General features: G+C 37.7%; 13 protein-coding genes. 6 read left to right on the top strand and 7 right to left on the bottom strand.

The window, feature by feature from the left end; translation table 11 throughout:
- The first annotated feature begins 84 nt into the window (after positions 1 to 84).
- From REB14_RS20665 to REB14_RS20655, 3 genes are all read left to right on the top strand, one after another.
- Positions 85 to 474: a RidA family protein gene (locus tag REB14_RS20665; RefSeq protein ID WP_079241292.1), complete on the top strand. Its 390-nt coding sequence runs from the start codon at positions 85 to 87 to the stop codon at positions 472 to 474.
- 97 nt (positions 475 to 571) lie between these two features.
- The gene (locus REB14_RS20660) at positions 572 to 1,360 is read left to right on the top strand and encodes an SDR family oxidoreductase (RefSeq protein ID WP_309523160.1); all 789 of its coding nucleotides are present in this window, start codon (positions 572 to 574) and stop codon (positions 1,358 to 1,360) included.
- A gap of 88 nt (positions 1,361 to 1,448) precedes the next feature.
- Entirely contained in the window at positions 1,449 to 4,934 is a 3,486-nt protein-coding gene (locus REB14_RS20655; protein ID WP_309523159.1) for a glycosyltransferase family 117 protein, read from the top strand.
- Between the two features lie 57 nt (positions 4,935 to 4,991).
- Here the strand turns inward: REB14_RS20655 and REB14_RS20650 are convergent, their stop codons facing one another.
- The 7 genes from REB14_RS20650 to REB14_RS20620 form a co-directional block, all read right to left on the bottom strand.
- Positions 4,992 to 5,444, bottom strand: a complete 453-nt coding sequence (locus REB14_RS20650) for a hemerythrin domain-containing protein (protein WP_309523158.1) — start codon at positions 5,442 to 5,444, stop codon at positions 4,992 to 4,994.
- A gap of 62 nt (positions 5,445 to 5,506) precedes the next feature.
- Positions 5,507 to 7,750, bottom strand: coding sequence for a nitric-oxide reductase large subunit (locus REB14_RS20645; protein WP_309523157.1), 2,244 nt, complete (start codon positions 7,748 to 7,750; stop codon positions 5,507 to 5,509).
- Positions 7,751 to 7,763: 13 nt separating this feature from the next.
- Complete coding sequence (gene ric / locus REB14_RS20640) at positions 7,764 to 8,489, bottom strand: iron-sulfur cluster repair di-iron protein (RefSeq protein ID WP_079241297.1); 726 nt, start codon at positions 8,487 to 8,489, stop codon at positions 7,764 to 7,766.
- Positions 8,490 to 8,532: 43 nt separating this feature from the next.
- On the bottom strand, positions 8,533 to 8,961 hold the full coding sequence (locus REB14_RS20635) for a c-type cytochrome (protein ID WP_309523156.1): 429 nt from the start codon (positions 8,959 to 8,961) through the stop codon (positions 8,533 to 8,535).
- A gap of 14 nt (positions 8,962 to 8,975) precedes the next feature.
- The gene (locus tag REB14_RS20630) at positions 8,976 to 9,425 is read right to left on the bottom strand and encodes a hypothetical protein (RefSeq protein WP_309523155.1); all 450 of its coding nucleotides are present in this window, start codon (positions 9,423 to 9,425) and stop codon (positions 8,976 to 8,978) included.
- Positions 9,426 to 9,479: 54 nt separating this feature from the next.
- Positions 9,480 to 9,911, bottom strand: a complete 432-nt coding sequence (locus REB14_RS20625; protein WP_079241300.1) for an RrF2 family transcriptional regulator — start codon at positions 9,909 to 9,911, stop codon at positions 9,480 to 9,482.
- Between the two features lie 102 nt (positions 9,912 to 10,013).
- Entirely contained in the window at positions 10,014 to 10,826 is an 813-nt protein-coding gene (locus REB14_RS20620; RefSeq protein WP_309523154.1) for a helix-turn-helix domain-containing protein, read from the bottom strand.
- A 132-nt stretch (positions 10,827 to 10,958) separates the two neighbouring features.
- Between REB14_RS20620 and REB14_RS20615 the strand changes: the two genes are divergently transcribed.
- From REB14_RS20615 to REB14_RS20605, 3 genes are read left to right on the top strand one after another with little or no spacing between them, the layout of a single operon-like run.
- On the top strand, positions 10,959 to 12,281 hold the full coding sequence (locus REB14_RS20615; protein WP_079241302.1) for a TolC family protein: 1,323 nt from the start codon (positions 10,959 to 10,961) through the stop codon (positions 12,279 to 12,281).
- A 4-nt stretch (positions 12,282 to 12,285) separates the two neighbouring features.
- Positions 12,286 to 13,350, top strand: coding sequence for an HlyD family secretion protein (locus tag REB14_RS20610; RefSeq protein WP_079241303.1), 1,065 nt, complete (start codon positions 12,286 to 12,288; stop codon positions 13,348 to 13,350).
- A complete protein-coding gene (locus REB14_RS20605; protein WP_309523153.1) occupies positions 13,343 to 14,935 on the top strand; it encodes an MFS transporter in 1,593 nt (530 codons plus the stop codon). The genes REB14_RS20610 and REB14_RS20605 overlap by 8 nt, the downstream gene beginning before the upstream one ends.
- The last annotated feature ends 30 nt before the right edge of the window (positions 14,936 to 14,965 follow it).

Below are 14,965 nucleotides of genomic sequence, written 5' to 3'. Positions count from 1 at the left end.
ACAGCATAATCGTGACTCTGATCACCGGAATTTGAGGCTTTTGTTCTGCAATTTTGTAGAGTAACATATAACAAATTCAAAACAATGGAAAAAAGAACCATTAATCCATGGAAATGGCAGGAAGAGAGAAGCTATTCTCAGGCTGTAGAAGTAAAAAATGTTGAAAGTACTTTATACTGCTCCGGACAGGCAGCTATTGATCCTGATGGAATATCCAGTACTCATGATATGAAATCGCAACTGGAACAGGCTATTGCCAATCTGGAAGAAGTGATCTATTCAGCAGGATATGAATGTGGAAATATAGTAAGATTAAATATCTATACAACTTCTACTGAAGAGCTCTGGCCTCACTTTCCCATTCTTCAGGAGTGGATTGCAAGGCATAAGCTTCAACAGGCCGTAACAATGCTTGAAGTAAAAAGTTTGTTTGAAACTTTAAAGGTGGAACTTGAAGCTACAGCCGTAAAATAAATGAGAAACAGAGCTTAAAAAATTAAACCTTCAAAATATAAATTTGAAGGTTTTTTCTTACATTTATCCTATACCAATTAGTATATCCAAAGATCATATGAATATTCAACTTTTTTCAAAAAATGCTTTAGTAGGTGGAGCTACACAGGGAATCGGTGCCGGAATTGCTTTAGAACTTGCAAAATGTGGTGCTAATGTTACCGTTATGGCTCGTAATGAAACAAAACTTAAAGCCTTTGTTTCTTCACTGCCGGTCATCAATCCGGAACAGGAACATGGATATCTGGTAGCTGATTTTTCGGATTTTGAAAATTATAAGAAAATTATAAAAGGATTTTTTAATGATCATTCGATAGATATTCTGGTCAATAATACCAATGGTCCTGAACCTGGTTTAGCACTGGATAAAAGCGCAGATGATTATCAGAAAGCATTTGACCTTCTCTTTAAAACTGTTTGCGAAACAACATTATTGGCTTTACCGCATATGATTCAACAGAAAAAAGGGCGTATCATTAATGTTTCTTCTTTATCCGTAAAAGAACCGATTGGAAATCTGGCCTTGTCCAATTCTATACGTTCTGCAGTAATCGCTTGGGCAAAAACCCTTTCTAATGAGATTGCACAGCATAATATTACGGTAAATAATGTCTTAACAGGATATTTCGATACTGAAAGAATTCAAAAACTGGTGGCTCATGAGGCTCAGCAAAGTGGTTCAAAAGCAGAGGAAATAAGAATGGCGAGGGAAAATAAAATTCCTATGAAAAGATTCGGAAAACCTGAAGAATATGGACATCTTGTAGCTTTTCTCGCTTCAGAATATGCAGGCTATCTTACCGGAACAAGTATTCCTTTGGATGGAGGATTGAATAATACGTATTAATAATCAATCAATTATTAAGAAAATAAATAAAATTTTCATGTAATAAACTCTTTCCTCTGGTTGTCATATCAATATTGGAAAATATGATATGAAAAACTGGTCTTTTAAAAAATGGAACACCGTACTGGGATGGTTCCTTTTCGCTATTGCGCTTATTACTTATCTTTCAACGATCGAACATTCCCTGAGTTTTTGGGACTGCGGAGAGTATATCTCTTCAGCCGTGAAGCTGGAGGTAACCCATGCTCCGGGAGCGGCTTTATTCCAGATTATGGGAGCGGTAGCAAGTATTTTTGCATTGGGGAATGCAGAAAATTATTCTATTGTAATCAATGCCATGTCAGCATTATTCAGTGCATTTACAATCCTGTTTCTGTTCTGGACGATTACCCATTTTTTAAGAAGACTTTTACATAAAGATGTTGAAAAAATTACAAGACATCAGGAAATATCGATTCTGTTTTCCGGAGTAATCGGAGCTTTATGTTTTACGTTTTCAGATACATTTTGGTTTTCAGCAGTAGAAGGAGAAGTGTATGCAATGGCTTCGATGTTTATCGCTTTGCTGGTATGGCTCATCACCAAATGGGAAAACGAATATAAAGCAGTCGACAGCGAGAGATGGATTATTCTTATTTTCTTTATTATTGGGCTTTCCGTAGGAGTACATATGATGTGTATGCTGGCTATTCCGGCGATATGCCTGGTGTATTATGCCAGAAATTATACTTTTTCGTGGAAGGGTTTTATAGTGGCCAATCTGATTACACTTGGGATTCTTGCCTTCGTATTCAAGATGATTTTCCCTTTGATTATGACAATATTCGGAAAGCTTGAAATCTTCTTTGTGAACGGGCTGGGACTTCCTTTCCATTCAGGGACCATTGTGGCATTTGTTCTCATGACCATCATAAGTTATCTTCTGATTAAATATGCGGGAAAAACAAAAAGAAAACTCTATCAGACTGTTGTTTTATCTCTGGTCTATATGATCATCGGGTTTTCATGCTGGCTGGTGATTCCGATAAGAGCCAACGCCAATCCTCCGATGAACCTTAATGATCCTGATACCGCCATCGGAATGAGAGATTATTATAACAGAGTGCAATACGGTGACTGGCCTACGATTTACGGACAGAATTACACTGCATTTCTTGATAAAAACGGACTGGAAAAAGATGAAGACGGAAGTTACAAAAGGGAGATTACCGGAGATATTTACGAAAAAGATGAAAAAATCGGAACTTACAGAAAGACCGGGGAAAGATTCAATTATGTTTTTAATAAATCTCACATAAGCTTTATGCCAAGGATGTTCAACGAAGATAAAGAAGTGACTGCGAATTACATTTCTTTGTATGGAGCACCTGATTTCACCTTTAATTATGACAATGAAGATGTGGCAGACAATCCCGAAGCAAAAAGAATTTTCGAAGAACTGAGAGCAAAATATGAAGGAGACTCCATCACAGCAGAAGATTATCTGAAAGTGAAACCTTATGATCTGATCAAGGTACAGCGTCCTTCTTTTGCCCAGAATATGGATTATTTTATTTCATTCCAGAACGGATATTATTTTGTCAGATATCTGATGTGGAATTTTGCAGGAAGACAGAATGATCTTCAGGGACACATGGAAAACACCAATGGAAATTGGATCTCAGGATTTTCTTTTATTGATAATGCTTTATTGGGAGATCAGGATCATATGCCTGCCCAATTTAAAAATGAAAGTACCGTAAAGTTTTTCTTTCTTCCATTGATTGTAGGATTGATTGGTTTCTTTTTCCAGCTGAACAGAGATTTTGGACGGTTTTATGCCATTCTTTCCTTGTTTATTCTGACAAGTATGGGAATTGTTTTCTATACCGGAGTAAAACCATTTGAAGTAAGAGAAAGAGATTATGCCATGGTAGGCTCATTTTATGCCTTTGCCATCTGGATTGGTCTGGGAGCCGGAGCCATCCTTTTGATGATTCAGTCTAAGGTTAAATCCAATGCTGCCAACATTATTCTTGGGCTTATTTTATTAGGAATTCCTTTGATGATGGGATTTCAGAATTACACTTCGCATGACAGAAGTAAGAAGACTGCAGCTCGTGACTATGCCTGGTCATTTTTACGGTCATTGCCGAAAGATGATATTATTTTTATTTATGGTGATAATGATACCTTTCCGGTATGGGCCATTCAGGAAACAGAAAGATTCAGGGATGATGTGAAAACGGTCAACTTTACCCTTTTGGCTACTCCATGGAATATAGATCAGGTGAAAAGAAGAACTTACAATGCGAAAGGGATTCCGGGTGAATTAACGCATGAAGAATATAGAGATGGCGTTAATGATCAGGTTTATCTGATGAAAAAAGAAAACTGGGAAGAACTTTTCCAAATGCTGAAAGAACAGGGAGCTCCGGATACTGCTTTTCAGGAATTCAGAAAATATCTGACTCAGGATTCTCTGACTTTGAAAGATGCTATGAAATTTCTGAAATTGAAATCTTCTGATAAAGATGAATTGCTTAAAATGTATTTCGGAGAAAAACAATATGAAAAATACAATATTCTTCCGGTGAGTAAATTTATTCTTCCGGTAAATAAGGCAAATGCGGTGAAAGCCGGGATCATTACTCAGGCAGATCTTCCAAAAGCTGTAGATCAGATCACGATTAATTATGAAGCCAACACACTTTATAAAAGTAATTTGATGATGCTCGATATGTTGGCTAATTTCGATTGGAAACGTCCGATCAATTTCTCTTCTGGCGGAATGTATGACAGCGAAAATATTTTTTATCTGGATGAATATCTTCAGTTTGACGGTTTCAGCTACAGGCTGGTTCCTATTCATACTCCACAGAGTCCGGATGGAGACAAAGGAAGGGTAGATGCGAATTCTCTTTATCATGTGGTAAAAAACTTCAGATGGGGAAATTTTAAAGATCTGAGTATTTATTATGATGAAACGGCTACGTCAAATATATTGGGCTACAGAATGTCTGTCAGCAGGGCAGTGTCTGCATTGGTTGTCAATGGGCAGAAAGCTAAAGCGTTGGAGTTACTGGATCTTGCCGCAAAAGAAATTCCTGTGGAGAAATACAGTGATCCACGTTCATTAAGTGCAATGGTTACAGGATATATTGTTGCAGGAAAGGAACAAAAAGGTCTTCAGCTGGCAGAAATGCTCAAAAAAAGAATATTTGAAGAATATGATTATTACCAGAATCTTTCTCCTTCATTTAAAGCAATGGCTAAAAGGCAGATGAGGTCAAAACCAATGGAATATGCACTTGTTGTTGCAGCTGTTACAGATGCCTACAAAACTTTGGGACAGAATGAAAAAGCCCATGCTTACCTTTTACAATCAATAGAACCTATCGATAAGAAATTCAGTGTTTTTATCAAAGGACTTCAACAGATGGGCAAACAAAAAGCAGTGAAGGAAGCTGAAAATATACGCCAGATCGCTCCTTTTTATCAATATTTGTTCAATGTCATGCAGCCTTTTGATTCCACATATTCCAGAAAAAAAGAAATTGAAATCACCAATGCAATGATGAAAGTGACACAGTAAAACTTAAATAAAAGCCTTTAAATTAGATGTTTAAAGGCTTTTTAATTTACTGCAGATTTATTTCCAGAACTCATCTTCATAGTCGTCCTTTTCGTTATTATGAATCTGATGCAGCTCTGATCCTATTTTCTCAAAAGCAGAAGGATCCAGTTTTTCCTCCAGATGGGGAAACCATTCCCGTTCTTCAAAGCGGATATGCTGCTCCAGAAGATCGGCAAAACCTGACATAAGATCTGTATTTTCTGAGGAACTTATTTTTGAAACAATATCCTCAATATCTCTATGTTCTTTCTGTATACGAACTCTATATTCATCTTCAAGATAATGAAATAAAATCTGTTCTTCTTCCATGAAATGTTTTTCCAGATGATGTTTCCAGAAATACAGGATATAATTTCTTATCGGCGAAACCTCAGTTTCTTTTTTCAGTCCCTGTCTTACTTTCCAGCTGCAAAGAAGCCCGAAATGATGATCTTTGGAAAGCGGGATAATATTTTGATTGCGTTTCATGATTTTTTATTTAAAGATAATCAAACCTCATAAGTTAACTCATGAGGCTTGAATAAAGAATGCTAACGTTTTTCTTTCAACGACCAACCCAATTTAAGTCCGATGATGAAAATTACCAGAAGCAGCTCACCAGCAGCCAGTAAAATATCTCCCGGCACACGCATCCATCTCAGAAAATGCATGATGTCCGTTTGCATGAATTCTGCAGAACGTGCATACCAATAACCTTCTTTTATAGAGGCTACCGACTGCATAATACCTATCGGCAGAAGACTTATCGTTACCATTACCAGCAGTCCGATATTAATCATCCAGAAAGCCCAGCCAATTAATTTATCATTCCATTGTCGGTCAGGATAAAGTCCTCGCAAAACAAACATCATTAATCCGATTCCCAGAATCCCATAAACTCCGAACAAGGCTGCATGACCATGTACTGCAGTGGTATTCAATCCCTGGATATAGTACAATGCGATAGGTGGGTTGATGGCAAATCCAAAGATTCCAGCGCCAAGGAAATTCCAGAAACACATGGCAATGAAGCAGTAGATAGGCCATTTGTAAGCCTGAATCCATGGGGTTGATTTACTCAGTTGATAATTCTGGTATGCTTCATAGCCTATCAGAACAAGCGGCACTATTTCCAGGGCACTGAAAGTAGCTCCTAAGGCGAGTACAGCGGTAGGCGTAGCACTGAAATACAGATGGTGAAATGTCCCCAGAATTCCTCCGCCAAGAAAAATAATGGTAGAAAATAAAACGGCATTGGTGGCAGATTTCAACCTTAATAATCCCAGCCTTGTAAATAAAAAGGCAGCCACTACCGTTGCGAATACTTCAAAAAATCCTTCTACCCAAAGATGAACAACCCACCATCTCCAATATTCGGCAATCGCCATATGAGTTTGTCTTCCATACATTAATCCTGCTCCATAAAATAATGCAATGGCTACGGATGAAAGGGTAAATAGGGTCAGCAAATGACGGTCTCCATCTTTACGTTTCAAGGCTGGAAGCAATGCTCTGACCATTAAAACCAACCAGAGAATAAGCCCGATAAGCAGTAAGATCTGCCATACTCTTCCCAGTTCCACATATTCATAACCCTGATGTCCCCAAAGAAAATTATCAACCAGACCAAGCTTTTGCATTACACCAAGCCATTGCCCGGTTAATGATCCCAGTACAACAATCAGTAAGGCTCCGAATAATATATTGATTCCCAGTTTCTGATATTTCGGTTCATGCCCTGAAACTGCGGGAGCTATATAAAGTCCTGTGGCCAGCCATGAAGTGGCAATCCAGAATATTGCTAGCTGTACATGCCAGCTTCTGGAAACCGACTGTGGTAAAAACTGATCCAAAGGAATCCCATAAAATCCGCTTCCTTCCACACCATAATGGGCTGTAACTACACCGGCAAGCATTTGAACAAGGATCAGCAGAGCAACGACCCAAATATATTTCAAAGTGGCTTTCATAGAAGGGGTAGGTTTCATATTTCGTAATGGATCTTCCAGTGGCAGAGCTTCACTGATTTCTTCCTCTTTGTTTCGGGCATGATAAAATACCAAAAGACCTACGCAACCTAATAAAAGTAATATACTTAACCCTGACCATAAATGTAATGAAGGAGGAGGAATGTTTCCAACCGATTCATCATGGGGCCAGTTATTGGTATAGGTTACATCATCTCCTGGTCTTTCTGTGATGCAAACCCATGTGCTCCATGCAAAGAAAGCATTCATTTTAGCCATTCTTCCGGTATCTTTAATGGTATTCTCAGGAATAGCATACTGATCACGAAGTTTTGCCATGGAAGCATCATTCATGAATAATTTTGAATAATACTGTGAAAGCTGTTTCTGCACTTCAGCCCGTTCCGGGGAGAAAACAATTTCATTATTGCTTTCATTAAAAGTATTGGTACGAAGTTCTTTTTTTAACAGTACCTGATATTTTGCCTGTTCTTCATCCGGAAGTTCTTGATAAACTTTTCCATCCTTTTTTGCCAGTTCATCAAGCAGAAGAACAGATTCACGGTGAAGATAATCAGCCGTCCAGTCCGGAGCAATATAGGCACCATGTCCCCAGATACTTCCTACTGTTTGCCCACCAATAGACTGCCAGACGTTCTGTCCGTCTTTAATATCCTGTGCGGTAGCCATCACAGTTCCATCTGTGCTGACTATTTTGCCCGGAATGGGTGGTATTTTCCTGTAAATTTCAGTCCCGTAGAAGATAAGAACCGCAAACGAAGCAACCATTACTACAGCAAGCCATATCCAAAGTTTTTTAGGTGTCATTCTATATTAATTTTTAAGATTCAACGGCAAATTCTTTTTCCAGTCGGATGGCTTTGGGGAAAAGAATATTATTCTCAAGGTGGATGTGTTTATGCAGGTCATTTTCGAAATCCTGAAGCATCGCAAAAGCTACTTTATAAGTATTGCAGGCATCTGCAGGTGGAAGATATTCTTGGGTGATTTCTGCGATCCTTCTGAAACGGTCTCCTTCTACTGTGTGATCATGTTCCATCATGTGAACCGGATTTTCTACAGTTCCAAAATGAGGCTTTGGAAGAGAACTTCCGGATATTTTAGCCTTCACCATATTTTTTACAAACGGGAACAGAATCAGCTCTTCTTTTTTCATATGGGCAGCCAGATCGTGTGCCGATTCATTAAATAAAGAATTGATTTCAAACAGTTCAGGATGTCTTCCTCCATGTACTTTGCACAATTTATCAAGAAATGCCTGCAAAACCGGGGTCTTTTCTTCTACATAACGGTGATGGGTTTTCTCAATATAATCTGTCAGAAGATCTAGCGGCCAGCTGTTAAAGTCTATTGCAGAATCTTGATTTTTTGGAAGGGCTTCCAGTGCTTCATAAATCTTTTCAGGAGCAAGTTTCTTATTGCTACATGCCTCTTCAATGGTTCTTCCTCCTTTACAGCAGAAATCGATACCATGTCTTTTAAAAATTGCAGCTGTTCTGAAATCTTCAGCCACCATATTTCCTATAAAGTCTGTTCTTGTATTCATAATATAATACTTTTTTGTCTTTTATTATTTTAAAATTTTTTAATTACTTTTTAAGAGATAAAATATATTTTACCATCTGTCGGGCATTCTCTTTACTCAATCCTGTATGAGGAGTCATGGGAATTTCGCCCCAATTGCCTTTGCCTCCTTCAATGATTTTCTGTGCCAGCATATCAAGATCAGCATCTGTATATTTTGCTGCAACTTCCTGATAAGAAGGACCTATTAATTTTGAATCTATTTTATGACAGGTAAGGCAATCCGTTCCTTCAATTAATTTCAATCCTTCATGTTTTGATGCACCTGAGGAAGCTGCAGTTTCAGGAACTGTTTCGACTGGCTGTGGTTGGACAACTTGTTGTTCGGAATAAGGTTCGGCCTGTGGAATGGGAGTTGTTTCCGGTTTTGAACAGGAGAATAATAATGTAGTTAAAGTCAATACAATAATGGTATTTTGAACGAGTTTTTTCATAATGAATAGTGTTATTATTGAACTGTATTTCTTTTGAATTGTAATATGATGGCTATGATGAACATCAATGCTTTTGCGGTTTCAGCATAAATAAAATAGTCGTGTAATGGAGTAGGAGATAATGTTTTTCCTGATGTAAGTAAATCAACACGGGAATCAAGTACCGGCAGAAGCCAGAACTGTTCTGCAGCAAGGATAGAAACTAAAACAGCCAGAATTATAAAGTCAGTTTTCGTATAATTTTTCCAACTGACTGACATCAGTATTAGTATTACAATAAGAAATCCCCATTGTATTTTTGAAGAGAATCCAAACATGAGCTTTCCTAAACCTAATGCGGTAGGAAGGGTAATTCCCGGAACCTGAAACTTCATTGGTGTTTCCAGAAAACTGATGGTAAAAAACATTCCGGTCATCAGACAGAGTAACATCAATACGAAAGGATTTTTGAGTTCTAATTTCATTTTGATTCATTTAATATTAAAAGATCTTTTTATCTTTTATTTGTTTAAATTTTTTTAAGCCCTCAAATGAGTAAGCTGTAAGTCCAGATTATCAACAAACATTTGAATTTTTGAGGTTTCAAGCATGATTCGAAGATCCTGTCGGATACTTTTGAACTGATCATGGAGTGGGCACGGATGCGTTTCCGAACACTGATCAAGCCCAAGACCGCAACCGGTAAAAAGTTTGTCTCCGTCAATTTCTCTGACAATATCGGCAATGGAGGTATTCAGGTTTTTCTGATCCATATAGAAACCTCCGTTCGGACCTTTGGCAGATTGTACAAATCCTTTTCTGCTCAGATCCTGCAAAATTTTAGCAATAAAATGCTCTGGTGAATGGATGCTTTTTGAAATGTCTTTAATCCCGACCCTGCTGTCATTTTTAGACTGCTGGGCAATATAGATCAAGGCTCTTAAAGCATATTCGCACGTTTTTGAAAACATTTTACTGATTTTTATAGGACAAATATAGAAAGATATTTTTAATAAAAGACATATTGGTCTTTTATTTTTTTATCAATGTGATGAAGATCATACGTGAAGCGTTTAGCCCATCATGTTTTGAATTGTTTTATTACTCTTTCTAAGATCAGATGGTCTCGATTGGGTAAACTCATGAAAAGTATCACTGAAAGCACTGATAGAGCTATAACCCACATCATCGGCGATTTCATTGATGGGTTTGTCTGTATTTAAAAGCAGTTCAATCGCTTTGATGATTCTTAATGTTTTTAAATACTGGAGGAAAGAAATATCCATATCAGCCTTGAAAAGTCGTGACAGAGAACGCTCACTCAAACCAAATTTGCTGCTGACATTGGCCAGAGTCAATTTTTCTCCGATATTCCATTCCAGATAAGATACAATTTTCATCATCTGTTTGTTATGGGTGGCGGGCAAAATAATGGGTAATGGCTGTTTGTGAGTTTTTGGGAGGATTTTTTTTAAAGCTACCAAAAATTCAAAATTTTCATCTTTTGCCGTTACATGTTTTTCATCCCAGATTTCAGAATATTTGATCATCTGGATCAGGAGTTCTGATGCCGGATAAATGCCCAATCTGCTGTAGAAAGGATCAGAGACATCATCATGGGCATAGAAATAAAGAGAACGCAGAACCGTTGCCGTATATCCGATTTCTAAAATATGTTCCATTCCTTGCGGAATCCAGAAGAAATGTCTTGCCGGAACCACATAGGTTCTGTTATCAATCGTAATATAGGCGATTCCTCCTTCCACATAGCTCAGCTGTCCTTTCGTATGTTTGTGAAAAGGAATCAGTTTTTCTGATTTTTCGTGCATAACAAATACACTTTTATCGTCTTTATCAATGTCCGGAAGGGCAGCAATTAATCCCATAAAAAATTTTAAAATCCCATTGGAAATGCAAATATAATCATTTGGCCGGAATCATGTAAAAGTTGACTATTTTAGATAAATAAAATTTCCGGATTGCTGATAAATTTGCAATGCAATAATTCAAAAATTCAAATGAAAATTTATGTCGCCGGATTGCTGATGCTCGGAATTTCCTCCACTATATCAGCTCAGACCGGCAGTCCAACAAAGGATACCATACGACTCTCCCTAAAAGACGCATGGCAAAAAGCGGAAGAAAATAGCCGTCATATCAGAATCAATACCATCAATGTAGACATTGCTGAAGCTGAAGTAAAAGATGCCAAAAGAGAACGCCTTCCGGAAATAGAAGTCAAAGGTTCTGCAGAAAAAGCTTCCAACATTCCCATCTATGAAAACGGAATTTTTTCCAAACCTACACAGCATGAAGTGATTCATACGCTTTACAGAGCCGGAGCAGATTTTTACCTTAACATTTATAACGGAAATAAGCTGAATCTTAAGATCAAGGAAAATCAGACGCTTCAGAAAATTAAAGATATTCAGAAAGAAAAATCGGTTTCTGATATTCATTACAAAACAGCAGCTCTTTATCTTGAATTACAGAAAACATTAATCTTCAGAGATCTTATCAAACAGGATATCACTGATCAAAAAACACAGCTTAAAGAGATACAGACTCTTTATAAAAATGGAGTGGTATTGAAAAGTGATGTTTTAAGGATTGAACTGGAACTTTCCAAAAGAAAAATGACTCTGGTGACTATAGAAAATGATATCCTGATTGCAATGCAGAAACTGAATATTATTCTTGGAATTCCGGATGAGCAGATTGTTATTCCTGAAGCACCGTTTAATCAGTGGAATGAGAGTACAACTTATAATGAGTATCTCAAACTGGCATTGGATCATTCTTTTGATTATCATGTTTCTGAGCAGCAGACAGCGCTTAGCATAATCAAACTGAAACAGGTAAAAGCCAATGTAAGACCTAAAGTAGGGATGTATGGTGAATTTTATTACGCCAATCCGCAGATTTTCCTTTATCCCTATAATCCTTATTGGTATTCACTGGGAATCGTTGGAATTAAAGCATCGTTTTCTATTTCTTCCCTTTACCACAACACTCATAAAGTGAAAGCTGCCCAGCTGGAGTTTGAAAAAGAAGAAGAAGTACACAAGGATACGGAAGATAAAGTAAGGCAACAGGTGAAAGAAGCTTATCTGCGTTACCAGGAAGCTTTAGAACAGATAAAAGTGGCAGAAGCCAATGTTGCTCAGGCAAAGGAAAATGCACGTATTATCAAAAATACTTACTTCAGCCAGACCTCACTTATCACTGAACTTTTGGATGCAGATATACAGCTGCTTCAGACAAAATTTGAGCTTGAAGCGGCAAAGATTATGGCACAGAACAATTATTATTTACTACAAAACATTACAGGCGTTTTATAATACAATGAAAAAAAAATATACTCCCACCGATAGAATGATCACGAAGATCACAGGATGGATTTCAGTTGTAATCGTTGCTGCACTTACTGTCTGGGGCGGTTTTACCTTAAAAAATTATTATGCATATGAGCAGACCAATGATGCACAGGTTCAGGAATATGTAAACCCTATTATTTCAAGAGCTGGAGGATTCATTGTAGCCGTAAAGTTTGAAGAAAACCAGGAAGTTAAAAAAGGTGATACTCTTTTGATTATTGATAACCGAGAATATATTCTTCAGGAAAAACAGACACAGGCTGCCATTCAGAAAGCCCGTGCACAACTGAGAGTATTGGAAAGTACTACAGGTACTACAGAAAAGGAAGCAGCAGCAGCAATGGCTCAGATAGATGCAAGCAAAGCGAAAGTCTGGAAACAGCAACTTGATTATAACAGATATAAAAAGCTTTATGATGAAGAATCTGCTACCAAACAACGTCTTGAGGAGGTGAAAGCAACCCTGGATGTCAATGAAAGCGATTATCAATCTTCACAGGATAATTATGCAGCTTCGGTATCCAAGATCAATGATATACGGGCAGAAAAAACAGTTGTTTTAGCCGAAATTGCAAGACTGGAAGCACTGCTGGACCGTCATAAACTGGATGTAAGTTATACGGCTGTTACCGCTGCATATGACGGAAGAATGGGAAGAAGAACCGTTGAGGTTGGGCAGATGATTGATGCCGGAGAAACGCTGGCCTTTATAGTCAATAATGAAACTGATAAATGGGTGGTAGCCAATTATAAAGAAACTCAGATTAAGGATATGCATATCGGAGATCATGTGAAAATTGTGGCGGATTCTTATCCGGACAAAGAATTCCAGGGAACTATTATTTCCCTTTCTCCTGCAACAGGTTCAAGTTTTTCACTGCTTCCACCAGATAATTCCACCGGGAATTACGTGAAAATTGTCCAGCGTATTCCTGTAAGAATCAGAGTGGATGGACAAAGAAGTCAGATTGATGTTCTGAAAGTAGGAATGAATGTGAATGTTTACGCCAATAAAAAGCATTCCAATGGCTAAAAGACAAATGCCCTATTTCAAAAAATGGGCTCCGGAATGGTTGGTGAAGATTATTCTTTTTTCAATGACGCTTCCGGGAATCATTATCTTTTTTCTGCCATTGTCTAATCTGAATGCCGCAGCCGGATATTATGGATGTGAACCAGCGGATATCCAGTTTTCAGTAGCCATGTTTTATGCAGGTTATGTAGGTTTTTATAGCCTGGAAAGACGATTTTTTAGTTTTTTGGCTGCAAAAGAATATTTTCTTCTGTTCACCACATTGCAGATTCTGGCTTGTCTGATATGCTATTTCACCCGTGAAGTCTATATTTTGTTTCCGGTTCGTTTTGTGCAGGGAATGTTATTTGCCGGAAATGTAAACCTTTCGCTTACCCTTATTTTTACGAGACTAAACAACGAGAGGGGGAGGGAAATCAGTTTTTCAGTATTCTTCGGAATTCTGATCTGTGCTTTGCCATTCAATAATCTGATTACCGCAGATCTTATTGATTCCTACAATTTTAATATTGTTTATAAAACAGCAATTTTCTCATACCTTCCGGGACTTATTTTCCTCACTCTTGCAATGAGCAACTACAGAACCCATGCGAGATTTCATCTCTATAAACTCGACTGGCAGAGTTTTGGACTTTTCAGTACGATATTGGTTTTAATAGGATATATTACCATTTTTGGTCAGGAATATTATTGGCTGGAAGATAGCCGGATTCTGGGAAGCGTCATTGGGATTGTTGTATTGGCGGGAATATCAATATTCCGTCAGCAAGCGATCAAAAGACCTTATATTGATCTGCAGGTTTTCAGATACAGGAACTTTAAAGTAGGTTTACTGATTCTTTTTGTCATGTATATATGCCGGTTTGCCTCAGGAATTGTCAATACCTATTTTGCCTCAGAGCTGCATTTAGATCCATTCCATATATCCTATATTAATATTTTCAATCTTGCAGGGTTGGTTATTGGGGTCATTATTGCCTGTTGTATGGTTTTGCAAAAGAAAAATATACGATATATCTGGGGACCAGGTTTTTTAATGCTATTGATCTTTCATGGATTAATGTATTATTCTTTTGATGTTCAGGCTGATGAGTTTAATTATTACGTTCCGTTATTTCTTCAGGGATTAGGGGTAGGATTGATAATGGTTCCAACGATTATTTATATTATTTCTTCCGTTCCCGCTATTATTGGACCTTCAGCTGCCGCAACAGCGTTAGCAATACGATATCTCGGATTTTGTATCAGCATTGCTCTGATCAATTTTTTTGAACTCTTTGAAAAAAGCCGTCATTACAATGCTTTTCAGGATCATTTAAGTGTGGTAGATCCGGAAGTTAAAAATTTTCTTCACCATCAGACGGCTAAGCTTGTTGCAAGAGGAATGTCTGAAGATAAGGCTGTAAAAGCTGCTGATAATTTATTGGTAGGAAGAATGAATATTCAGAATCATGTGCGTTTTGCGATGGATTATTATGAAATGATGGTGTGGCTTCTTGCCGCTTCACTGCTGTTGATTTTTCTTTTCCCATACCTCAACCGAACCGCTCTTTATCTGAAATCCCGCAGACTTTCACCTGCATAAGTGAAATTGTATTGTTTATCAATCAAAAGT

It is taken from the genome of Chryseobacterium metallicongregator (assembly GCF_031324065.1).
Lineage (GTDB): Bacteria > Bacteroidota > Bacteroidia > Flavobacteriales > Weeksellaceae > Chryseobacterium > Chryseobacterium metallicongregator.
The sequence above is the reverse complement of the archived record's forward strand: the minus strand, read 5'-3'. Positions and strand labels throughout refer to the sequence as shown.

Excerpts from the sequence above, each read along its gene's own strand:
- REB14_RS20665 (WP_079241292.1), top strand. The coding sequence starts at position 85 with ATGGAAAAAAGAACCATTAATCCATGGAAATGGCAGGAAGAGAGAAGC.
- REB14_RS20660 (WP_309523160.1), top strand. The coding sequence starts at position 572 with ATGAATATTCAACTTTTTTCAAAAAATGCTTTAGTAGGTGGAGCTACA.
- REB14_RS20655 (WP_309523159.1), top strand. The coding sequence starts at position 1,449 with ATGAAAAACTGGTCTTTTAAAAAATGGAACACCGTACTGGGATGGTTC.
- REB14_RS20650 (WP_309523158.1), bottom strand. The coding sequence starts at position 5,444 with ATGAAACGCAATCAAAATATTATCCCGCTTTCCAAAGATCATCATTTC.
- REB14_RS20645 (WP_309523157.1), bottom strand. The coding sequence starts at position 7,750 with ATGACACCTAAAAAACTTTGGATATGGCTTGCTGTAGTAATGGTTGCT.
- ric (WP_079241297.1), bottom strand. The coding sequence starts at position 8,489 with ATGAATACAAGAACAGACTTTATAGGAAATATGGTGGCTGAAGATTTC.
- REB14_RS20635 (WP_309523156.1), bottom strand. The coding sequence starts at position 8,961 with ATGAAAAAACTCGTTCAAAATACCATTATTGTATTGACTTTAACTACA.
- REB14_RS20630 (WP_309523155.1), bottom strand. The coding sequence starts at position 9,425 with ATGAAATTAGAACTCAAAAATCCTTTCGTATTGATGTTACTCTGTCTG.
- REB14_RS20625 (WP_079241300.1), bottom strand. The coding sequence starts at position 9,911 with ATGTTTTCAAAAACGTGCGAATATGCTTTAAGAGCCTTGATCTATATT.
- REB14_RS20620 (WP_309523154.1), bottom strand. The coding sequence starts at position 10,826 with ATGGGATTAATTGCTGCCCTTCCGGACATTGATAAAGACGATAAAAGT.
- REB14_RS20615 (WP_079241302.1), top strand. The coding sequence starts at position 10,959 with ATGAAAATTTATGTCGCCGGATTGCTGATGCTCGGAATTTCCTCCACT.
- REB14_RS20610 (WP_079241303.1), top strand. The coding sequence starts at position 12,286 with ATGAAAAAAAAATATACTCCCACCGATAGAATGATCACGAAGATCACA.
- REB14_RS20605 (WP_309523153.1), top strand. The coding sequence starts at position 13,343 with ATGGCTAAAAGACAAATGCCCTATTTCAAAAAATGGGCTCCGGAATGG.